General features: G+C 53.6%; 19 protein-coding genes. 9 read left to right on the top strand and 10 right to left on the bottom strand.

All coding sequences use genetic code 11. The features are described from left to right. Nucleotides 1-64: 64 nt before the first annotated feature. The 3 genes from yghU (at nucleotide 65) to AC6I8K_RS02100 (ending at nucleotide 2,445) form a co-directional block, all read left to right on the top strand. Nucleotides 65-946 (top strand): glutathione-dependent disulfide-bond oxidoreductase, encoded by an 882-nt coding sequence (gene yghU, locus AC6I8K_RS02110; protein ID WP_064737838.1) that lies wholly within the window; start codon nucleotides 65-67, stop codon nucleotides 944-946. Beyond that, nucleotides 946-1,236 carry a DUF1330 domain-containing protein gene (locus tag AC6I8K_RS02105; protein ID WP_483816689.1) on the top strand — a complete coding sequence of 97 codons (291 nt, stop codon included), beginning with the start codon at nucleotides 946-948 and terminating at the stop codon, nucleotides 1,234-1,236. The genes yghU and AC6I8K_RS02105 overlap by 1 nt, the downstream gene beginning before the upstream one ends. Before the next feature lie 273 nt (nucleotides 1,237-1,509). Next, nucleotides 1,510-2,445: a glycosyltransferase family 2 protein gene (locus AC6I8K_RS02100; RefSeq protein ID WP_483816688.1), complete on the top strand. Its 936-nt coding sequence runs from the start codon at nucleotides 1,510-1,512 to the stop codon at nucleotides 2,443-2,445. 56 nt (nucleotides 2,446-2,501) lie between these two features. Here the strand turns inward: AC6I8K_RS02100 and AC6I8K_RS02095 are convergent, their stop codons facing one another. The 3 genes from AC6I8K_RS02095 to AC6I8K_RS02085 form a co-directional block, all read right to left on the bottom strand. Continuing rightward, nucleotides 2,502-3,749: an O-antigen ligase family protein gene (locus AC6I8K_RS02095; RefSeq protein WP_497826162.1), complete on the bottom strand. Its 1,248-nt coding sequence runs from the start codon at nucleotides 3,747-3,749 to the stop codon at nucleotides 2,502-2,504. Next, a complete protein-coding gene (locus AC6I8K_RS02090; protein ID WP_497826161.1) occupies nucleotides 3,750-4,718 on the bottom strand; it encodes a glycosyltransferase family 8 protein in 969 nt (322 codons plus the stop codon). A gap of 201 nt (nucleotides 4,719-4,919) precedes the next feature. Continuing rightward, nucleotides 4,920-5,825, bottom strand: coding sequence for a LysR family transcriptional regulator (locus AC6I8K_RS02085; protein ID WP_483816685.1), 906 nt, complete (start codon nucleotides 5,823-5,825; stop codon nucleotides 4,920-4,922). A gap of 84 nt (nucleotides 5,826-5,909) precedes the next feature. Between AC6I8K_RS02085 and AC6I8K_RS02080 the strand changes: the two genes are divergently transcribed. After that, on the top strand, nucleotides 5,910-6,980 hold the full coding sequence (locus tag AC6I8K_RS02080) for a tartrate dehydrogenase (RefSeq protein WP_497826160.1): 1,071 nt from the start codon (nucleotides 5,910-5,912) through the stop codon (nucleotides 6,978-6,980). Between the two features lie 180 nt (nucleotides 6,981-7,160). On the opposite strand, the gene AC6I8K_RS02075 is transcribed toward AC6I8K_RS02080, so the two are convergent. The 4 genes from AC6I8K_RS02075 to AC6I8K_RS02060 form a co-directional block, all read right to left on the bottom strand. Further along, on the bottom strand, nucleotides 7,161-8,489 hold the full coding sequence (locus AC6I8K_RS02075; protein WP_497826159.1) for a glycoside hydrolase family 28 protein: 1,329 nt from the start codon (nucleotides 8,487-8,489) through the stop codon (nucleotides 7,161-7,163). Nucleotides 8,490-8,653: 164 nt separating this feature from the next. Then, the gene (locus AC6I8K_RS02070; protein ID WP_483816683.1) at nucleotides 8,654-9,469 is read right to left on the bottom strand and encodes a carbohydrate ABC transporter permease; all 816 of its coding nucleotides are present in this window, start codon (nucleotides 9,467-9,469) and stop codon (nucleotides 8,654-8,656) included. Continuing rightward, the gene (locus tag AC6I8K_RS02065) at nucleotides 9,469-10,341 is read right to left on the bottom strand and encodes a carbohydrate ABC transporter permease (protein WP_064737847.1); all 873 of its coding nucleotides are present in this window, start codon (nucleotides 10,339-10,341) and stop codon (nucleotides 9,469-9,471) included. The genes AC6I8K_RS02070 and AC6I8K_RS02065 overlap by 1 nt, the downstream gene beginning before the upstream one ends. Nucleotides 10,342-10,400: 59 nt before the next feature. Continuing rightward, the gene (locus AC6I8K_RS02060) at nucleotides 10,401-11,741 is read right to left on the bottom strand and encodes an ABC transporter substrate-binding protein (RefSeq protein WP_483817947.1); all 1,341 of its coding nucleotides are present in this window, start codon (nucleotides 11,739-11,741) and stop codon (nucleotides 10,401-10,403) included. Nucleotides 11,742-12,271: 530 nt separating this feature from the next. Here AC6I8K_RS02060 and AC6I8K_RS02055 point away from each other — a divergent pair. Next, complete coding sequence (locus AC6I8K_RS02055; protein ID WP_064737848.1) at nucleotides 12,272-12,871, top strand: GNAT family N-acetyltransferase; 600 nt, start codon at nucleotides 12,272-12,274, stop codon at nucleotides 12,869-12,871. 13 nt (nucleotides 12,872-12,884) lie between these two features. Continuing rightward, on the top strand, nucleotides 12,885-13,976 hold the full coding sequence (locus AC6I8K_RS02050; protein WP_497826158.1) for an ABC transporter ATP-binding protein: 1,092 nt from the start codon (nucleotides 12,885-12,887) through the stop codon (nucleotides 13,974-13,976). Nucleotides 13,977-14,145: 169 nt separating this feature from the next. On the opposite strand, the gene AC6I8K_RS02045 is transcribed toward AC6I8K_RS02050, so the two are convergent. Both AC6I8K_RS02045 and AC6I8K_RS02040 read right to left on the bottom strand, forming a co-directional pair. Further along, nucleotides 14,146-15,267, bottom strand: coding sequence for an ROK family transcriptional regulator (locus tag AC6I8K_RS02045; protein WP_497826157.1), 1,122 nt, complete (start codon nucleotides 15,265-15,267; stop codon nucleotides 14,146-14,148). An 18-nt stretch (nucleotides 15,268-15,285) separates the two neighbouring features. After that, nucleotides 15,286-16,164, bottom strand: a complete 879-nt coding sequence (locus AC6I8K_RS02040; protein WP_483816681.1) for a glucosamine kinase nucleotide-binding domain-containing protein — start codon at nucleotides 16,162-16,164, stop codon at nucleotides 15,286-15,288. Between the two features lie 267 nt (nucleotides 16,165-16,431). Here AC6I8K_RS02040 and AC6I8K_RS02035 point away from each other — a divergent pair, with 267 nt between their 5' ends. Beyond that, a complete protein-coding gene (locus tag AC6I8K_RS02035) occupies nucleotides 16,432-17,592 on the top strand; it encodes a Gfo/Idh/MocA family protein (protein ID WP_497826156.1) in 1,161 nt (386 codons plus the stop codon). A 71-nt stretch (nucleotides 17,593-17,663) separates the two neighbouring features. Here the strand turns inward: AC6I8K_RS02035 and AC6I8K_RS02030 are convergent, their stop codons facing one another. After that, nucleotides 17,664-18,902: an MFS transporter gene (locus AC6I8K_RS02030; RefSeq protein WP_497826155.1), complete on the bottom strand. Its 1,239-nt coding sequence runs from the start codon at nucleotides 18,900-18,902 to the stop codon at nucleotides 17,664-17,666. Nucleotides 18,903-19,323: 421 nt separating this feature from the next. On the opposite strand from AC6I8K_RS02030, the gene AC6I8K_RS02025 reads away from it, so the two are divergent. Beyond that, on the top strand, nucleotides 19,324-19,923 hold the full coding sequence (locus tag AC6I8K_RS02025) for a hypothetical protein (RefSeq protein WP_483816678.1): 600 nt from the start codon (nucleotides 19,324-19,326) through the stop codon (nucleotides 19,921-19,923). Nucleotides 19,924-20,208: 285 nt separating this feature from the next. Then, nucleotides 20,209-22,599 carry a glucose/quinate/shikimate family membrane-bound PQQ-dependent dehydrogenase gene (locus AC6I8K_RS02020; RefSeq protein ID WP_483816677.1) on the top strand — a complete coding sequence of 797 codons (2,391 nt, stop codon included), beginning with the start codon at nucleotides 20,209-20,211 and terminating at the stop codon, nucleotides 22,597-22,599. Nucleotides 22,600-22,700 lie beyond the last annotated feature (101 nt).

Genomic DNA, 22,700 nt, shown 5'->3' with positions numbered 1-22,700 from the left:
CCTGTATCACGCACTGCTACACTCAATAGCAGCAAAAATACAAACACAACAAGGCGAAATCACTATGTCGGAACATCAGTATCAGCCCGCGAAAGTCTGGACCTGGGACCCGGAAGCCAAAGGTAACGGCGCGAAAACCAACCGTCCAACCGCCGGGCCGACGCACGAGAAAACTCTGCCGGTCGGCAAACATCCGCTGCAGCTTTATTCGCTCGGGACGCCCAACGGCCAGAAAATTACCATCCTGCTTGAAGAGTTGCTGGCGGTTGGCGCCAAAGACGCCGAGTACGATGCCTGGCTGATCCGCATCGGCGACGGCGATCAGTTCTCTAGCGGCTTTGTCGATATAAACCCGAACTCGAAAATCCCGGCCCTGAGCGACCATTCGGTAACGCCGCCGCAGCGCGTATTTGAATCCGGCAACATCCTGCTGTATCTGGCTGAGAAGTTCGGTCATTTCCTGCCAACGTCACTGGCGGGCCGCACCGAAACCCTGAACTGGCTATTCTGGCTGCAAGGCTCAGCACCTTATCTCGGCGGCGGCTTTGGTCATTTTTATCACTACGCGCCAGAAAAAATTGAATACGCCATCAACCGTTTCACGCTGGAAGCCAAACGTCAGCTCGACGTGCTGGATCGTCAACTGGCGGATAATCGCTTCCTTGCCGGTGACGAATACACCATCGCCGATATCGCGACCTGGCCGTGGTACGGCAATCTGGTGCTGAACAATCAGTATGGCGGCAGCGAATTCCTCGATGCGCAGTCGTACAAAAACGTGGTGCGTTGGGCGAAAGAGATTGCCGAGCGTCCGGCGGTGATTCGTGGTCGTAAAGTGAATCGCGCCTTTGGCGCCGAGCCGCAAGATCAGCTGCTGGAACGTCATGATGCGTCAGATTTTGATAACAACACCGAAGACAAACGTCAGGCGCGAGGAGAAAAGTAATGGCTGCATATGTGGTGTTTATTAAGGACGAAACCGTAGACAAAGACGAGCTGGCCACCTACGCCGAAAAAGCGGGACAGGCGCGGGGTGACCATCCGATCACGCCACTGGCGTTTTATGGCGCGCTGGAAACACTGGAAGGCCCGGAAGCCGAAGGTGTGGTGGTGCTGGAGTTCCCCGATGCTGAAGCGGCGAAAGGCTGGTATTACAGCCCGGCGTATCAGGAAGCCAAAGCGCATCGCCTGAAAGGCGCGAAGTACCGCGTGTTGCTGGTGAACGGCGTAGAGTAAATCGCAACTGTGCATTTCTCAACCGGGTCGGCCTCAGTGCCGACCTTGTCCTCCCCTGCACAATAACATCGCCTGCATCAGCGCATGAGCGTGCTGCTGCACGCACGCAGTAGGTAAAATCGCGGTGGAGCAAGGGAGTTTAGATTGCGTTAATTAACAACGTTTAGAGCTGTGAGTATGATTAGCTAAGACCTGCAACACAATTTCATTCCCTTCAGCGCAGAAAGCGATAGACTTGTTAGCAATGAATGCTCTCTGAACCTTAACGGATAGATGCTAATTATGGATTCACCCTGCTCTCTCAGCGTCCTGGTTACGGCTCACAATTGCGAAAAGTATATTACTGAGACGTTAAGCAGTCTAAAAAAAGCCTGCTCTGGCGTTGAGGAGGTGGTCGAGATTGTTTTGGTGAATGACTCATCATCGGATAATACCCGCGAGTTGATGCACACCTTTGCCGCTTCATTCAACCATGTGAAAATTTTTGACGTGACGCTGCGCAACATCGGCAAAGTCAGAAATTTTGGCGTCAGCAAATGCAGCGGACAGTATGTCACGATGCTGGATGGTGACGATCAGCTACTGCAGAACTCTTTTGCTGACATCGTGCGGTTTTTACAGCTAGAACAACCCGATATTCTGCTGACGCCGCTGAATGAAATTTATGAAAAGAAGACCAAACCACTGCAGTGGAAAGGTTTGCAGGTCACCGCCCTGTCGCAGCATCAGGTCATTGAAAAATTCCTCATCCATCGTGATATTCAGGCGCATTTTATTGGTCAGTTTATTAAACGCTCGCTTTTAACAGAAAACCACTTTCCTGACTTCACCTGCTACGAGGATGCGTATTTATTCCCCTCGATTCTGAAAGGCAGTCAGAAAATATTTTTGACGAAATTAGGGCCTTATCTCTATTTCAAACGCGAGAAAAGCCTCTCCAGCGCGCTCGATGCCGATAAAATATCGATGCTGATAAAAGCGACACAACAGATGGATGCGGTGCTCGACGAAACATACGGCAACTTGCTCTCTTGCCATTGGATCAATCTTGCGCATAAGTATTACCCGCTGATTAGCGATGAACATGAGAAACGTGTGGTGAAGCAAGCGATAGATAATGTCTCTTCCGCATCATTCCTGATGGACAGTAAAGTCAGATTTAGCCTCAAGAAAAAATATCTGAGGATGAAGCTGAGAGGAATGGATTAAGCAGATAAGAATGCTATAAGGTGCGCATTAATGCGCACCCAATACCATCCTGACGATTACCTGTTATTTATGGATTTAAGCTGCAGCAGCGCATAGCTAATTATAATCGACGCCATCAGAATAAACACCGAACTGCTTTGAATCCATACCGTATCTGTCAAACCAAATAAAATCAGGGAAGCAGGAAGCAGTAGGATATCCCATGCCCGACGATGTATTGCTGTCAAAATCAAACCCAGATAAAAAATAATCAGAGAAACTGCACCCGCGATACCTTGTAGTGAAAGGGTTTCCAGGAAGTCATCATGCAAGTGATACATCACATTTTTATACGCTTCGGGGTTAGCGCGTTCATTCGCTTTAATATAAGCGCGGGCTTTGTCCGTTCTATCATCAGGACTTTGCCCCAGTAAACGCCATGAAACACTGTGATAACCACTTTTCCAGATCGAGAAACGCGCGCCAATAGAGGTATCATTATTTTTTTGATAACTGTCTATCTCGTTCTGAATATTGTCCAATCGATGCATAATCGAGCTTGGCATGAAGTACAAACCACCGGCAATAAGCAGCACTAACATCACCAGCGAATATTTCCCCGCCCAACGATGAACAACATAAAAACATAACAGGTATAACACGGGCAGCACTAACACAGCCGCACGAGACTCAGTGAGGAACATCAACACCATATTCACCACAAAAATAGCCGTGAACAGCAATATTTGATTGATACGGCCAACTATCACCTTATTCACAATTAACAGTGCGGTTAACGCCAATGCCGTCATGAGGTATGAAACCGTACCGGCTGAATCTGTGAGTAATCTAATGCGTTGCTGAGTCTGAGCATGCTCGTAAAAGCCTGCAGCAAGCGTCAGCAGCAGCCCAAAAATTATCAAACAAACACTTATCCGCATGACTTTAGCTGAAAGACAGTGGCGCCACGCAATGAAAAAATAGCTGACAAAAGCAGAGATAATGAACAGCTTTCCGCCCTGAAAATAGTTGTCAACGACGTCACTGAAATAAGCATCGGCATAAATACGCGACCAAATGACCCTGACCAAACCCAACAGTAAAATGGGAATGGCGACTAGCAGAGCACACTTATCCAGGATGATTTTTCTTTTTACGCCCTGAGCAAGCAGAAAAAACAGGGTTAAATAACCCACCAAATAGAATGTTTTCTTAGGATACGCGGGGACAACTAATGAGGTCGCAAACGCCATTGTTAGCAACAGAAAACAAAGCTGATAAACGTTACTTTCGTTTAGCAGGGGCTTAATACGTAAAGTCCGCACTCAAAAATACCTCATTTTAAAATACTTAATGCGCCAATAGAGTGCCCGAACCCGTTGATGGCTACGGAACAGAAATTTGTACATTCTCTTCGCTTGCTGAGCATTTTTAGGGGTTTCAAAAGGAATATCGGCTAACGGAGAAATCTGATAAAGATCGCGATAGTAATGGCCAACGTATTGTTGATTCCATTGTTGCCAGGGTTTATCGGCACCCGCGTAATGTAATAAGCAGGTATCTTTTGGCACATCCTGCGTATAACCTTCATCATCGTGTGAGAGCATGTTGATAGTATTGAAGCGCGCTTCAGTAAATATCACACGATCCTCAAGCAAGGTGTTTAATGCATCCTGATCAAGATACTGGAAATGTTTTCCCTTTTCGCTGAGCAAACAGAAAGCACGTTCACTTACCTGCTCTCGGTTCCATTTTTGAACATCCATGAACATCATGCCAGCATTAAAATAGCGTTTTCCACGCAGCCCAATATTTTCAGCCAACTGAGGTTGCAGTGCTCCAATTTCACCAACCACCAGCGCAATCACCTCAGGTGACATAGTAATCTGCCATAATTCGTCAATAGGATTCAGACAAACCATATCTGCATCGAGATAGAGAAGTGTATCAGCATGATGCAATATTAGCGGCGCGAGAAAACGATAATAGGTCGCGCGGGTGAACAACTCTGTGGTAGGAAAGGCGCTAAACAGACTATCCTGAATATGATGCAGCGTTAATCCATGTGGCGATCCGGCAAATATTTTTTCCAGATGCGCAATATTAATCGCAGATAATTCTGAAGAGATAAGATGAAAGTGATAACGGCCATCACCGGCATGCTTAATTAACGACATGATGGTAATTAGCGAATGTGCAATGAATTTTCCGTCAACACCAAAAATAATATGCCGGTCGCTTTGAGCGGGAAAAAGGTGCTGAGAATTTATGGTATTAAGAATGTCTTTATCCATCCTGCACTTTTCTCCGGTAGAACGCATGCGTTCTGTCAATGCATCTAGCCTGAACAATGATTAACCAGGGATGATTCTGGTTGCTGCCGGAGTTTATCAGTCAGAGTTTGGCAAATAAAGCGAAGCGGCCAGGGAACAATTCTGCTTTTAAGTGTAAATCTCTCCAGCTAACCGAGCAAAAGTGAGGAGAAACGATCGCGATTACAACGCCATCTGCAAAAAATTCACAAACGCACTAATTCGCGCCGGCAGCTGACGCTGAGACTGCCAGACGGCAAAAATATCGCCGTCGGGTGCCGTCCACTCTGGCAGTACATGGAGCAATTCACCACGCTTGATGCTGTGCTGTGCATCCCACCATGAACGCAGCAGAATGCCATGCCCATCCAACGCCATTTGCATCGCCACTTCACCATCGTTGGTGATGAAACTGCCGCGTACCTTTTGCGTAAGCTGCTGCGTGCCATCGCCTAAACGCCACAGCGCAAAGTCACCGTCAAATTGTCTTAACAGAATACAGTTGTGCTGCGCCAGCGCCGCGATATTGTCCGGCAAGCCGTGGCGCGTGGCGTAATCCGGCGAGCAGCACAGCACGCGCGGATTAGTCCGCAGCTTGCGTGCAATGAGCCGCGCATCCGGCGGTTCACCGATACGGATATCAATGTCCACGCGCGCATCAAGAAAATTGAGCGGCTGACTGCTGAGCTGCAAACTGATGGCCAATTCGGGATGCAGCGTGGCAAAGCGCGACACGCACGGTGCGACATGACGCCGACCAAAGCCGAAAGAGGCGTTGATGTTAAGCGAGCCGCGCAGCACCGACGTTTGGCTGCTAACCGCTTCTTCCAGCTCCGCCAGCTGGTCGAGCAACGGACGCGCGCCATCGAGATAACGTTTGCCCTCCGCCGTCAGCTCTAGCCGCCGCGTGGTGCGCTTCAGCAGCTGCACGCCCAACCGCTGCTCCAGCTGGCTCAGGCGCTTACTCACCGCCGGCAACGATAAGCCGAGTTCGCGTGCGGCGGCGGTTAAGCTGTCCAGCGCCGCCACGCGCACGAAGAAGGCCAGATCGTCGGATGAGGTGCGCGATTCTCTACTTTTATTCAACATTGGCTTATCGCTCAGGCTAATTATTTCCTACAGATGCATGGTTATACTGCTTCCAGAACATCAACAGCAACCTGCGAGAACCCTATGAGCGGCAAAACCTATAAAATCGCCGTCATCCCTGGCGATGGCATTGGCAAAGAAGTGATGCCGGAAGGCATCCGTGTGATGGATGCAGCGGCAAAGAAATTTGATATTGCACTGGAGTGGCAATGGTTTGATTTCGCCAGCGCCGAATACTGGCAGCAGCACGGCAAAATGCTGCCCGACGACTGGTTCGCAACGTTAAGCCAGTTTGATGCGATCTACTTTGGCGCGGTGGGATGGCCGGATGTGGTGCCGGATCATGTGTCGCTCTGGGGATCGCTGCTGCAGTTCCGTCGCGAGTTTGATCAGTACGTCAACCTGCGCCCGGTACGTCTGATACCAGGCGTGAAAGCGCCGCTGGCGAATCGTCAGCCAGGCGATATCGATTTCTACGTGGTACGTGAAAATACCGAAGGCGAATATTCGTCGGTGGGCGGCACCATGTTCCCCGGCACCGATCGTGAAGTGGTGATTCAGGAAACGGTCATGACGCGAGTCGGCGTTGATCGCATTCTGAAATTTGCCTACGAACTGGCGCAGAAGCGGCCGAAGAAACACCTTACTTCCGCCACCAAATCCAACGGCATCGCCATTACCATGCCGTATTGGGACAGTCGCGTGGAAGCCATGGCGCCAGGCTATCCCGAAGTGAAAGTCGATAAATATCATATCGATATTCTTACCGCCAACTTCGTGCTGCATCCGGACTGGTTCGATGTGGTGGTCGCCAGCAACCTGTTTGGCGACATTCTGTCGGATCTCGGTCCGGCGTGTACCGGCACCATCGGTATCGCGCCATCGGCCAACATTAACCCGGAAGGCAAATTCCCCAGCCTGTTCGAGCCGGTGCACGGTTCGGCACCCGATATCGCCGGCAAAGGCGTGGCTAATCCGATCGGCCAGATTTGGTGTGGCGCGATGATGCTGGAGCATCTGGGTTATGCCGAAGCCGGTGCAGCGGTGCTGGACGCCATCGAGCGCACGCTGGCGGCGGGCAACAGCTTGACGCGCGACCTCGGCGGCAGCGCTTCAACCGAAGAGCTGGGCGCGGCGATCGCGGCGGCATTGTAGCGTCGCCATTTATAACGACCGATATTCCCAGGTGCGCATGAATGCGCACCCTACAAAAGCCCTACCGTTGCGCGTAGGGTCGCCATTCATGGCGACCTGGATTTTCTCACGCACTCTACAAAAGCCCTACCGTTGTGCGTAGGGTCACCATTCATGGCGACCTGGATTTTCTCGCGCAGCCTACAAAATCTGCACCGTTTCCGCATGCCAGCCGTGCGGTAGCGGTTGCGGACGGGCGATCACCACGTTGTGCAGCTGAAGATTCTCCACCCCGCGAGCAAATACGCCCGGCAAGCCATGCGGATACGCGGCAACGCCATAGGCTAAGCCGGATGCGCTATCCAGTTTATACGCATTGTCCAATCCCATACCGGTCGGTGATTCCGGATTACACGGCGGACGCACATCGTAATGCCCCTGCTCTGCCTCTTCCGCAACCACCTGGCGCAACTGCACATTTGCCAGCATCACATCACGAATCTGTCCTGGCTGCTCAGCATGCAGGTTAATTGCCCCTTCCATCACACCGCTAACGTTGCTGAACTGCAGCTGTTCAATGCGACCTGGCGATATCGCCGGATCGCGCGCCCGCACCGAGACAAACAGCGCATCGGCTTTGCCCCAATGGCAGGGCGGCGCGTGGCGACAGGCCAGCGTAATATTGCTAAACAGCAAACGGCGGAACTGGCCGCCATCACGTGATAGCAAGCCAATCGCACGGTTGGAATCAAAGATGGTACAGCCGGAAACGGTGACATCTTCTATATCATCAAAGGTTTCGGTACCCATTTTGAACGCGCAGCTATAAGAACGCAGCAGGCAGTTGCTGATCATGATTTGTCGTGCGGCACGCCGCAGATGCGCGGGTTTATTGGTGGTTTTGATGCAGATGGCGTCATCGGCAGCGCTGAGATAGCTGTTACTCACGAACACCGCCTCGCAGCTATCGATATCCAGCGCATCGGTGTTCGGCATGCTCATGCTGTTATCAATGGTGAGATGATCGACATGCACATGGCGGCAACTCACCAGATGCACCGTCCACATCGGTGCCTGAATAATGGTGAAATCTTCAAGCGTCACCTGCTCGCAATCCTCAAACACCACGATGCGCGGACGCAGAGGACGCGGCAAGCGATAACCTTGCTCATCCTTTTCAGCGGCAAACCAGGCCTCGCCGTTACCATCAATTACCCCTTTACCACTGATGCGAATATTGCGCTGACCACAGGCATAGAGCAGCACATGTTGCGACAGCTCAGCCTGGCTCTGCGCCAGCTGCTGCTGATAATCCTCAACGCGCGAGCTAGCGAGCAGCGTGGCCCCCGCTTCAAGATGCAAATGGATGTTGGAACCCAGCGTGAGCGTGCCGAGATGATAGCGACCAGGCGGTACTGATAAGGTGCCGCCGCCGCGCGACGCCAGATGATCTAAAGCGCGCTGGAAGCAGTAAGTATCGAGCGTTTCGCCATCGGCGATGGGATAGAAATCAGCCAGTGAAATGTGCATGCAGTTCTCCTGAATAGCGGCGATGCGCTATTGCAGCACGCGCCGCACGACCAAACCTTTTGCTGATGGACAATCCATGGCGTAATGCAGATCAGTTACGACATGAAGATCGACACCACAGAACGCACGTGCCGTAGCGGTTGATCAGCATCATGGGCGACCAACTACTTAACCGCGCCTTCGGTGACACCGCTGATAAATTTGCGCTGGAACACCAGGAACACCGCCACCAGCGGCAAGATGACAATCATCGCCCCCGCCATCAGCACCGGAATATCGATGGTGTTTTTGTTCTGGAAAAACATCATGCCGATTGGCAAGGTGCGCAACTCATCTTTATTCACCAAAATCAGCGGGATCAGGAACTCGTTCCACGTCCAGATAAACAGCAACAGCGCCAGTGTTGATAACGTCGGCCAAATCGCCGGCACCAGCAAGCCCCAAAGAATTTTACGGCGCGATGCACCATCCATCACCGCCGCTTCCACCAGCTCGCGCGGCACCTGCTGCAGCGCGGTGGCGATCATCAGCGTGGTGAACGGCAGCGATAAGGCGATTTGCGGCAGAATCAGCGCCAGATAGGTGTTGGTGAGCCCCATCCAGCGCAGCTCGTGATAGAGCGGAATAATAAAGGCTTCACTCGGCAGCACCATGCCAAGACCCAGCAGCGCGGCAACGATCGTTTTGCCGGGGATCTTCAGCCAGGCAAAACCGAATCCCGCCAGAATGCCGAGCAGGACGCTGCAGATCACCACCGGAATCACCACCAGCACCGAGTTCATGAAGTAGACGTTGAAATGTCCCTGCTGCCACGCGGTGACGTAGTTTTTAAAATTAAGCGAAGAGGGCAAAGTGAACACGCCCTGAAACAGCTCCATCTGGGTTTTGAACGACGTCATTAGCGCCATTAAAAATGGCAGAATGGTCATCAGCGCCACAATCCAGATCAGCGCGCGTGGGGCAAAAGGCGTGCCGCGCATCAGTGACGCTCCCGTAAGCATAAATGAATTAATCCATTGATTATCAACACAATCATCATACTGAACACCGCCACGGCGGAAGCATAGCCGAAGTAGTGCAGGTCAAAGCCCTGCTTATACATAAAGATGTTGGTCACCATGGTGGAAGTGCCCGGTCCGCCTTGCGTCATTACGTAGACTAAATCGAAGGCTTTCAGGCTGGCGATCACCGTCAGTAGCAGCGCGATACGCAGTTCGGGACGCAGCGATGGCAGCGTGATGCGCATAAACTTCTGGCGGCGTGATGACCCATCTAAATCGGCCGCTTCCAGCAGCGAGGGATCCATGCGCTGCAAGCCCGCCATAAACAGCACTAAGCAGAAACCGAAGAAGTACCACGTGGCGACAAAGCCGACGGCAGGTAGCGCCCAGGTAAAATCACCCAGCCATGACAGCGCCAGCTGCGGCAAACCGACGGCACGCAGGAACTGATCGATCGGACCAAATGCCGGGTTATACAGCCAGCGCCATACCACGCCGAGCACCGCCATCGGCATGATGTACGGCAGAAAGAAGAGGATACGCAGCACGCTGCGCTCTTTGTTATTGCGCGTCTCATACAGGAAACTGCACAGCAGCAGCCCAACGCCAATCGGAAACAGCGTGTAGAACAGCATTAGCAGGGCATTATTACCGAGCGCCACCCAGAATATCGGATCCTGGAACATGCGCAGATAGTTGCCAATGCCGATGAAAATCGGCCATGAGGTACCATCCCATTCGGTAAAGCTGATCCCTAACGAGGCCAACAGCGGCAGCAGCAAAAACACCGCATACACCAGCACTGCGGGCAGAAGATAAAGCGCATTGCGCCAGGCAGATTTATTCAGCATAACCGTACTCGCTTGCGGGCCAGTTCGCGGCCCGGCTACTTACACCGGGCCGAACGTCATCAGTGCTTGAGGGTTTTCTGGTAACGTTGATAGTTGTTATCGAAGTTTGCCACCATCTGATCGGCAGTTTGACGTCCCGCCAATAACAGCTGCACGTTCTGGTTCAGTTCGGCATTCATGGTTGGCGTGGCCCAGTCGAGATAATGGCCGAGACCATCGTTCTCATTGAGCGCGACCCACACCTGATACGCTTCCGCTAATAGCGGATTGTCAGCGGGAATCTGTGCATTTTTGCTGGTGCCGGCAGGCAGAAAGCCAACTTTCAGCCAACGGTTGGCCATCTCATCTGAGACGATGTAATCAATAAATTTCGCTGCTGCATCTTGCTGCGCTTTGTCTTTAGCCGTGCTGGTAATCGAGAACGCCAGATCGGTGCCGCCCACCATCAGCGGATGCTGCACACCCTCGCCTGCTGGCATCGCGGCGAAATGCAGATCTTTGTTGTCTTTAAACTGGCCGAGATACCAGGTTCCGCTCACGAGGAATGCGGCCTGACCATTCTGGAATAAGGTAGCGGCATCGTCGTGACCAATGCCCTGGAAGCCCGGGAACAGGTAGCCTTTATCGTTCCAGCCTTTCATCAGGTTGGCGGCTTTTACCAGCTTGTCGTCTTTGAACGTGCCGCCCACGTCATAAATCAGATCGTCGAGTTTTTTACGGTCGCTGCTCTCAATCTGCGCTTCCCACAAGGTGCTCAGCAGCTGCTGGCCCATGTTGCCGTCAAGCAGGCCCAACATCATGGGCGGCGTACCGGCAGCTTTGAGTTTTTCCATCGCCTGTTCCAGCTCCGGCAAAGTCTTGGGTACCGCGACACCGGCTTTATCCAGCAGCGCTTTGTTGTAGTACAACCCCACCATCTCACCGAGGCTGGCCACGCCGTACAGTTTGCCGCTGCCAAAATCTTGTTTATCTGACCAGCGGTTACGTTTCAGGATCGAATCCGGGAAGCGCGTGGTCCAGCCGTAGGTTTTGGCGTAATCATCCAGCGGCCACAACAGCTTGTCTTTCACCAGCGAACCCATATCGCCGCCACCCTGATTCACCTGGGCAATCTGCGGGCCATCACCGGCAGTCAACGCCAGTTTAAGTGGAATGCGTGTGTCTTCGAAGGAGTGCACCGAACGCTGAATCACAATACCGGGATTCTTTTGCTGGAAAGCTTTTACCGCTTCATCCACGGCTTCGGTCTGCTGCGGATAGTTGTAAATGTCCCATTCATTCAGGGTAACGGCCTGCGCGGCTGCCATGGTCGCACCGAGCAACATCCCGGCGGAGACCAGACGCGACACAGTGCGCAGTGAGCTTTGCAAACGGGAAGAACGATTGGTTGAATCACACATCATGCTCGGTTTCTCCAACAGATGACTGGCATCCCTTCATCTCAACACCTGCGATTCCTGGCAGGTTGATTCAGCGGCAACAACGCACATAATTCATACTTACTTTATGCACAAAAGAAAGTCAAACATCGTCACTGCGGAATTTTTGCTCTGTGATACAGTGCAAAGAGTAAGAAGAAAAGCCTCCTGAGTAGTAGAGGATGCTGTGAACAGCGCCGCAAACCAGATAGCCCCGGGATTAAAGCGCGACCTTCAGTATAAATCACCCAGGCGAATAAAGTGCTTTAACTTGCTGATAGAGCATATGAAAATCCTATAGCTCAGCGAATAGCATCAGGACATTGGCGGTGCTCGACGGTCAACAGCCCTTAGCAGCGGGCATTCTGCGCGGGTTGATGAGGCGCTCAGTCATGCTTTGTGGTGATAGTTCACATCAGCTTTGTGCGCCAGCGCAATTATTACACCTTGAAAACTAAGTCGGCTTTCTTTACCGTAAAATCTGTTCATCTCCTGACCACAGAGGCTCCACCATGACGGCTGAAGGTGTTATTCGTCGCGCCAGCGAGGCAGATTTCCCTGCCTTATCGCGCATCTGTTTAGAGACCGCCAATGCCGGGACCGATGCCAGCGCGCTCTACTCTGATCCCGCGCTGCCCGGCCTGCGCTTTGTCATTCCCTACGCGCGCTTTGCGCCCGAGTTTGCTTATGTGCTGGAGCAGCACGGCGACGTCGTCGGCTATGCGGTCGCGGCGCCGGATACGCGCGCCTTTGAAGCGCAGCTGAATACCGATTGGTGGCCACAGCTGCAGCAGCAATATCGCGATTACGCGCCGCGGGCTGCGCTCGACAGCAAAGTGCTGGAGGCCATTCATCAACCCGATGCGGCCGCCGAACAGCTGGTGACACAGTGGCCTGCACATCTGCATATCAATCTGCTGCCCACCGCACAGCAAGGTGGCTGGGGCCGCAAGCTGATCGCACAGTTGCTGCACGATCTGCGTGCGGCCGGCGTGCCGGGCGTTTACCTCGGCGTCAGCCTGCAAAACGAGCAGGTATGCGGTTTCTATCAGCGCCTCGGCTTCACGCCGATTATGCGTAGCAACGCCATTTATATGGGCCAACTTCTCTGATTCGAGGCACCGCATGACCAGCCTGCATCTGCAAAACGTTAAGAAGTCCTACGAGAATGTAAACGTCATTCACGGCATCGATCTCACCATTAACAGCGGCGAATTCGTGGTGTTTGTGGGGCCATCCGGCTGCGGGAAATCCACGCTGTTGCGTATGATTGCCGGACTGGAGGAGATCAGTGACGGTAAGTTGCTGATTGAAGGCGCCGACATGACCGATCAGCACGCCACCGAGCGCGGCATCGCCATGGTGTTTCAGTCGTATGCGCTCTACCCGAATATGACGGTGCGCGGCAATCTGGCCTATCCGCTGGAAGTGATGAAGCGCCCCAAGGCCGAGATTGAACAGGCGATAAAACAGACGGCCGCGCGCCTGCATCTGACTGAATTCCTTGACCGCTTACCGCGCGCACTGTCAGGCGGGCAGCGTCAGCGCGTAGCCATTGGCCGCGCGATTATCCGCCATCCGCGCATCTTCCTGTTTGATGAGCCACTGTCGAACCTCGATGCCGAGCTGCGTTTGCAGATGCGCATTGAAATTGCCCGCCTGCATGCCTCGCTGGGCAACACCATGATCTACGTGACGCACGATCAACTGGAGGCGATGACGCTGGCGGACCGCATCGTGGTGCTGCGTCAGGGCCGCATTGAGCAAGTTGGCGCGCCGATGGCGCTGTATCGCGATCCCGATAACCTGTTTGTCGCCGGATTTATTGGCTCGCCGAAGATGAATTTCCTCAACGCCGAAGTGGCCGCAATCACGCCGGTTGCGGTGCAGCTGCGTGTGCCGGCGCTGGGCATCCATCAGCTCACGCTGCCGATCGCCGCGCCGTGCCGCGAAGGGCAAAAAATCACGCTGGGCGTGCGCCCGGAGCATTTCCAGCCGGTGAGCAGCAACGATGATGCACTGAGTTTCAGCGGCGAGTTGTCGTTTAGTGAGATGCTAGGGCACACCAACTATCTCTATCTCGACATCGGTGAAGAGAAACTGCTGGTGATTGAGGAACGTAACGTGGCGGAGCATGCGATTGGCGAGAGGTTGAATTACCAGCTGCGTGCTGAGAACTGCTTGTTGTTTGATGAGCAGGGTTTGCGGCTGCGGTGATGGCTGCGGTGCGTTCATTTTTACGGTCGCCATAAATGGCGACCCTACGTTTACAGAGCTGGGCTTTCGTAGGGTGCGCATTCATGCGCACCTGCTTAACAAGGCAATTATTTGCTTAAGTGTGCGGCATTACGCCATAAATGGTGACCTTCCCAATACGCGCACAAGATTACAACGCAATATCTTCATCCGCCTTAGCTGCCAACAAATCCAGCAACTTATTCACCGCAAACCCAGCCGCGCCCTGCGCCCACATGCGGTTCGACTCGGTGAGAAATTGCAGCGGCGTCATGTGCGGCGTCAGCTTCAAACGGTAGGTCTGGAAACTCTGGGTGATGTGATCGAGCAGAATGCGCGAGGCCATTTGTGGCTCCATCGCCAGATACACCACGTCCGGATCGTAAGCCACCGACAGATTCGCCAGCGACATGCCCAAATGCTGCCCGGCCTCGGCCAGTGCGCTCAGCACGTCCGGCGTGGGACGCACATCCAAATCGCGCAGCGTTTGCGGCACCTCATCTTTTGTGGTGGCCGCCACGCGTTGCAGAATCGCCTGTGACGACGCTACATCTTCGAGCAAACGCTCTGAACCATCGCCCAGCAGCGAAACGCCGATCTCACCGGCTTTACCGTGACGACCGCGATAGAGTTGGCGATCCAGCAGAATTCCCGCGCCGATGCCTTTACCAAACGTAGCGATCACCGCCGACTGCGCGTGACCGAGCTGACCAAATACCAGCGCCGCCATTGCCAACGCGTTAGCATCATTTTCGATAAATACCGGCAGCGAGAAACGATCCTCCAGCAGACGGGCAATCGGTACGTTATCCCAGCCCAGCGCGCGCGACAGCACGCAAACGCCGTTGCTGGCATCCACTAAACCGGATAGCGCCAGGCCAATGGCTCCCACCTTTTTGCCCTCAACGCCGCGCAGGAACTTTGCCAGCGCATCACCGAGCTGTTTGGGCGTCATCGCGCCGGAAGGAATCTGTTGCTCACCGATAATATTGCCGCTGAGATCGGTCAGCACCATCAAATTGCGCTCGGCGTTGAGCTGAATACCCACCACGCTGGCGTGATCCGGATTGAGGCCGAGCAGCGTCTTGGGCCGCCCCATCGATACGCGACGCAGACCCAATTCCTGCACGATGCCGCCGGTCAGCAGACGATTGGTGGCTTGCGACACCGTCGACATGCTTAGGGCGCTGCGCACTTTGAGATCGGATTGACTAATAGGCGCATTTTCGACAATCAGCCGCAGAATGCGCGCGGTTACGTTGGGAGCGCTCATGAGCCTCTTTATTTGAAGTTATGCGGGAAGTGTCAGGCTGAATTGCGTGGCCAGGCGAATCGCACCGCTTAGCGCATCGCCCTGCGGCGGCACCAGCAGCGCAGCGATATCCGCCGGCAACCACGCCTGAATGGGCTCAGCTAATCCGCCCATCAAGGCCAGTTTGCCGTGACTGCGTGCCAGCAGCGGCTGCACCATCTGCACGATATCCGCTGCAGATTGTTGTACCAGCGCGATGCCGTGTGCATCGCCTTGCTGTGCAGCTGCAAAGACCTCAGGCACCACGCGGCCCCAATCGGCAGGCGTCGCTTGCTTCGACCAGATCAGCAGCTGTTCCGGGCTGTGTTGATAGTTTGCCATGATGCGTTGCGTTAGCGCCGAGGCAGGCACAATGTCTTCGTGCGCTAGCAGCGCCAGCCGCAGCGCGCGTTGGCCGAGAATCGCACCCGAACCGGCATCTGACAGGGCAAAGCCCCAGCCGCCGAGCAGTGTGAAGTGTGCGCCATCCCACGCCGCGCCCTGGCTGCCGGTGCCGATAATAAAGACCGCACCCGGCGCACCCGCGTGCGCACCGGCACAGGCGATTTCGACATCGGTAAACAGAAAGCGCGCCTGACAGCGTGGCTGCCAGCGGGCGAGACGGGTTTGCACCGAGGCGACGTTCGCGCCCGCCAGACCGGCGACAATCACGGTGCGATTGCGCGCTTCAGCGGGTAAATTCGCTTGCCTAAACAGATCGTCGATGACTTGCTCGATGGCCACGATGGCGGCATCAAACTGCGACCAAACGTTGGCAGGACCGCCTTTGGCTTCCGCCAGCAAGTGTCCGGCGCTGTCGGTCAGGCGTCCACGACAGTGCGTACCACCGCCATCAATACCCAGCATTAGTGATTGCACGCGCTTCCTCCTGCCAGCCCGAAACGGTATGACGCCTATAGATGTGCGAAAGATAGGGGAAAAAAACTTAAATCGCAATAACAAATAAATAGGCAATCCGTATAGTTAATTAAATTAGATAAAAATCAAATGAATAACAATTTTTCACCAATTGAGATCCGCCACACGGATTGACATTAGTTTTTCTGTCGTAATAAGTTAGCGGTCAGATTATCAGCAGCCTGACAGGTCGGGCGGCTAACAGGCAACGGGCTTCAGGGGTACAACATGAAAGTGGGCATTATTGGTCTGGGCTTTCGTCTTTCCCACGTGGTGAAAGAGTTCAACAAAGCCGACACAGATTTTTCCGTGGTGGGTTATGTCGATCCGGCTCCGGCGGGGTTACCCAATCTGCACAGCTTTGGCATCGATGCGGGCACCGCGTTTGACAGCGTGGATGCGCTGCTACAGCACGGCGGCTTTGACCTGCTGCTGGTGGGTTCGCCGAACTTTATGCACCTTGAGCACATTCGTCAGGGTTTAGCCGCAGGCTACACCGTGTTCACCGAGAAGCCGGTGGTGATCAACGAAGAACAGACCATGGCGATGGCACGCCTGGTGCAGCAATATGGTCACGAGCGCATTTTGGTCGGTCTGGTGCTGCGTTACTCGCCGCTCTATCGCGATCTGCTTACCGCGCGCGATGAAAACCGCCTCGGCGAAATCACCTCGATTGAAGCCACCGAACACATCAAGCCTTATCACGGTGCGTTCTTCCAGCGCGACTGGCGTCGTCTGGAGAAGTACGCCGGCCCGTATATATTGGAAAAGTGCTGTCACGATATCGACCTCTATCAAGGTCTGGTGGGCCAGCGTCCAGTGCGGGTTGCCAGCTTCGGCGGACGCAAAAATTTTACGCCGCAGCACGCGCCTAAAGGTGCGGTAACGCCGCAGTCTGAGGTGTATCACGTTAAACCGAGCGGCTGGTCAAGTACCGATGCGGTGTTTGATGGCGATGCGGATATCGTCGATTACCAAACCGCGCTGATTGAGTATGCCGGTGGCGCCACCCTCGCCTTCCACGCCAACCTTAACGTGCCGGACGAGTTTCGCCGCTTCTGCGTAATGGGCACCGATGGCATGGCCGAAGGTGACTTTGTGCGGAACTACTTCCGCGTACACAACGCCCGCACCGGTGATCGCGAAGTGGATACCGCCTATGACGGCAACGCCTACGACGGCCATTACGGTGCCGATGCGTTGATGGCTGAAGAGATTGTAAAACACATTAAACAGGGAACGCCGCTGAAGGTTTCAGTGGTGGATGCACTGGAAGCAGGACTCACCGCGATTAAAATCGATGAAGCGCGAAAATCGAGAACCGTGGTGGATATGACCGATAGCTGGAAAAACTTTGACGCCAGCCTGGGGAAAAGAGCGACAGTCTGACAAACGCGCAATAAATTGCGCCGCTACGGCCCCCTGCACAATCCGTAGCGGCGCGATTTATCGCGCAATTTTTACCCCACCGTTTCGTTTTCCAGCTTCTGCCGTTTGCGCAGGTGCGGGAAAATCGTCATCCATACGCCAACCACCACCAATGTGCCAATACCACCAATCACCGCCGCAGGCACAGCGCCCATCCACGCCGCCAGCAAACCTGACTCAAACTCGCCGAGCTGATTCGAAGTATTAATGAAGATGGCGTTGACCGCATTAACGCGGCCGCGCATGTCATCCGGCGTATCCAACTGCACCAGCGCACCACGAATCACCATGCTCACCATATCGAAGCCACCCAGCGCAGCCAGCGCCACCACCGATAGCCACAGCTGCGTGGAGAGCGCGAATACCAGCGTCGCCACGCCAAAACCCGCCACCGAACCAAACATGATCATGCCAACATGCTTTTCCAGCTTGTGACGGCTGAGCCACACGCCAACCAGTAATGCACCGACTGATGGCGCACCGCGCAGAATGCCCAATCCCCACGGTCCGGTATGCAGAATATCTTGTGCGAAGATCGGCAACAGCGCGGTCGCACCGCCGAGCAGCACTGCAAACAGATCGAGTGAAATCACGCCAAGCACATCTTTGCGGTCACGGATAAAGCGTACGCCAGCAAACAGGTTAGGCAGATTCATCGGCAAGCGCGCCTGCGGCGGACGCTCATAGCGCAGTCGGCTCACCAGCACGATTGAGAACAGATAAAACAGCGCCGAGACGCCATACACCACATGCGGACCGGCGACATACAGGAAGCCGCCAAGCGTAGGGCCGATAATGACTGCCGCCTGTCCGCCCACCGAACTGGCGGCCATGGCGCGCGCCAGAATCGGTGGCGGCACCAGTGCTGGCAACATGGAGGTAATCGCTGGCCACTCGAGCGCCTTCGCCACGGAGATCAGGAATACCAATCCCCAAATCTCAATCTTGCCCGCCCAGTTCATCAGCGTGAGCGCAACGAGCCCAAGCAGCGCCAGCCACTCAATGAATTGTCCGAGTAACACGATGCGGCGCCGGTCGAGTTGATCCGCCAGATGCCCGGCGGGTAGCGCGAGCAATACAGAAGGAAGAAATTGCATGAGACCGATCATGCCCAGCGCCAATGCACTGTGGGTCAAAGCATAGATTTGCCAGCTGACCGCGACCGAGAACATTTGAAAACCAAACGATGAACAAGTGCGTGCCAGCCAAAAGGCGACAAACGACCTGTGCCGCAGCAACGAATCCTCAGCTGCGGATACTGGTGAACCCATAGTTTATCCCATCCTAAAATAATGACTTCAGTTGGCGTCGTTGCACCAACCTGGTGAAAAGCCATCTAATGGCTTCCGCTTTATTTTTTACAGGCCACAGAGTGCGACATCTTGATGAGCCAGACAATGGCTAGCAGTGCTGTTTAAAAACAGAAGCTTATCTAAATTTTAGCTAAGTATAGCGCTCTTAATATTAGCAGGCTGATGGTTTTCAACTGCAAATATCCAAATAACTCCTAATGTTCCAGTAAAATCTAAATTAACAATATTTAAACGCCTAATATTTATCTAGCAGACAGAGTTAAAAAAGGTGAAATCCCTAAGCAAATCTGTTTATATTGGCTGCGTCAAGATTTCATTAATCTCGCCGTCCTTATAATAGTTAAGACGTTCCAGCCAATTAATTTATTCACAGAGATAAATGGAAAACAGTTCTTATAATCCTTATGTTACTGAGCGCATCCGACGTTTCGACGGCGCGCTAACCGGTGTGTGTTATTCAGCGCCCTTTATGCATGTTGAACAGGACAACAAGGCATTACTTAATGAACGCAACATAATTTCGCTGCATAATCAGTTGCCGAATTCACCTGAATTAATAATCATCCCGTTTACAGGAAATAATCTGCAGCGCTTTTTACAGGCACCGGAAAATTATTCCAGCTTGCAAAATGATAATGTGCATCTGGCGATCAATTATGCCGATTTAGTTCAGGAAGATAGTGCGTTACGCCAGGCGGCTGAGCATTTCTCTTTCTGGCTTTATGATTTGGCACCGCCCGGCACCTGTTGGAAGAATATCGCGGCTTTTCCTTTAAAAGGATTAGTGCTGACCGAGGAATTTTTTAACGATAATTACCTCAAGTTCAGCTTCCCATTTCTACTCGAGTCCTGTCGGGAAAGAGAAGCAGAAGTAATATTACGCACGCCGCAGTTAACACTGCCCGCTGCTCACTATGCGGAACTTAATTTAAGCGGCTGGCAAGAACAACGTACCCACAGCTCACTGCTTGAAGGGTAAACGTTTACACAAAGTATTGTTCTAAGGTGTTATGGCCCGATGTAACCGGACATAACGCCTTTATTCCCTCATAAAATGTCGCACTACTTCCCCTCAACGAGTGCAAAGCACTAAAAATATCAAACCCTTTAACGTTTTTAAGATAAAATTTAACGCAAAGGGATCAACTCGCCGCACGGAAAGCGTCGTTCGAACCGTTTTCGTTATTTCGTACTCTATGTCGGGAAGCAACCCAACGCGTTGTTTCCTTTTTAGTTTTTAATGGCAAAGAAAGAGGTCAATATTATGGGGAAAGCTTCCTCATCTTTTGGCGTAATCCGTTTTCTCACAGTGCTTTTTGCACTGCTGACGGGCGCGTTTATGCTGGTTGGTGGCGTTTGGTTAGCCGCCATTGGTGGTTCCTGGTATTACGTTATTGGCGGTGTGGTCATGTTGATCACCGCTATTCTGCTGTGGCGCCGTAGCGGCTCAGCGTTACTGCTGTATGCATTGCTGCTGTTGGCAACGCTGGTGTGGGGCGTGTGGGAAGTCGGCTTCGACTTCTGGGCGCTGGCACCGCGTACCGATGTGCTGGTGATCTTCGGCGTCTGGCTGATTCTGCCGTTTGTCTATCGCGGTCTGAATAATGCCAGCAAAGGCGCGCTTGGCCTGCTGGCGGTGGCGCTGGTTGCCAGTGCGCTGGTGCTGGCATGGGCAGTGTTCAACGATCCACAAGAGCTGAACGGTGAAATTCCAGCGGCAGCATCCAATGCTCCGCAGGCGCAGCCGCTCAGCAACATCGATGATGCTGACTGGCCCGCGTATGCGCGTGATCAGCAAGGCACCCGCTTCTCGCCGCTGAAACAGATCAACACCGGTAACGTTAAAGAGCTGCAGGTTGCCTGGCAGTTCCAGACCGGCGATATGAAGACACCGAACGATCCGGGTGAAATCACGGATGAAGTGACGCCAATCAAAATCCGCGACACCCTTTATCTCTGCTCACCGCACCAGATTCTGTTTGCGCTGGATGCAAAAACCGGTAAGCAGAAGTGGAAATTTGATCCGGGTCTGAAGCCGAACCCAACCTTCCAGCACGTCACCTGCCGTGGTGTTTCTTACCACGAAGTGCCAGCTGCTGCCGATGCGGCAAATACCCAACCTGCGCTGTGCTCACGCCGTATTTACCTGCCGGTAAATGATGGCCGCATGTTCGCGCTAGATGCAGAAACCGGTGAACGTTGTGCCGCCTTTGGCAATAACGGTGAACTGGATCTGCAGCACAAGCAGCCTGTATTAACTCCAGGTCAGTACGAGCCGACATCGCCGCCGGTTATCACCGATACCACCATCGTGGTAGCGGGTGCGGTCACCGATAACTACTCAACCCGTGAACCGTCTGGCGCCATCCGTGGCTTCGATGTGAACACCGGTAAACTGCTGTGGGTATTCGATCCGGGCGCTAAAGATCCTAACGCGATTCCGGCCGATGAACACACCTTCACCATGAACTCACCGAACTCGTGGGCGCCGGCGGTATACGATCCGAAACTGGATATCGTTTATCTGCCAATGGGTGTCTCGACGCCGGATATCTGGGGCGGCAACCGCACGCCAGAGCAAGAGCGTTATGCGAGTAGTGTGCTGGCTCTGAACGCCACCACCGGTAAGCTGGTGTGGTCATATCAGACCGTGCATCACGACCTGTGGGATATGGACTTGCCGTCGCAGCCGACGCTGGCCGATATCACTGACAAAGAGGGTAAAACCGTACCGGTGATTTATGCACCGGCGAAAACCGGTAACATCTTTGTGCTGGATCGTCGTACCGGCGAGCCGGTTGTCCCTGCGCCTGAAACCCAGGTGCCACAGGGTGCTGCTAAAGGTGACCACGTTTCACCTACTCAGCCGTACTCTGAACTGACCTTCCGTCCGAAAAATAATTTGTCGGACAAGGACATGTGGGGCGCGACGATGTATGACCAACTGGTGTGCCGCGTGATCTTCAAGCGTCTGCGCTATGAAGGTCCGTTCACGCCACCGTCTGAGCAAGGCACGCTGGTGTTCCCAGGCAACCTCGGCATGTTCGAATGGGGCGGTATCGCGGTGGATCCACATCGTCAAATTGCGATTGCTAACCCAATGGCGCTGCCGTTTGTCTCTAAGCTGATTCCGCGCGGTCCGGGCAACCCGATCGAGCCACCGGCTGATGACAAAGGCGGTTCAGGTACCGAAACCGGCATCCAACCGCAGTACGGCGTACCGTACGGCGTGGAGCTGAATCCGTTCCTGTCACCGTTTGGTCTGCCATGTAAACAACCGGCGTGGGGCTATGTCTCAGCGGTTGATCTGAAGACCAACGAAACCGTGTGGAAAAAACGCATTGGTACGGTGCGTGATAGCGCACCAGTGCCACTGCCGTTCAAAATGGGTATGCCAATGCTGGGCGGCCCAATCACCACCGCGGGTAACGTGTTCTTCATTGGTGCTACCGCAGATAACTATCTGCGTGCATTCGACACCAACACCGGTGAAATGCTGTGGCAGGCACGTCTGCCAGCAGGCGGCCAGGCAACGCCGATGACCTATGAAGTGGATGGCAAGCAGTATGTTGTTATCGCGGCAGGCGGTCACGGTTCGTTTGGTACCAAGCTGGGTGATTATGTGATTGCTTATGCACTGCCAGACGCGAAGTAAGTTTTCGCGTTGATGTAATGAGAAAGGCGGACTGTGAAGTCCGCCTTTTTTTTGTAGGGTCGCCATTTATGGTGACCTGTGCAAAAACCGCACAAACTTGC

The organism is Pantoea sp. X-Soil-ISGK-421, from assembly GCF_059730785.1.
This window is presented reverse-complemented; position numbering and strand designations above follow the sequence as displayed.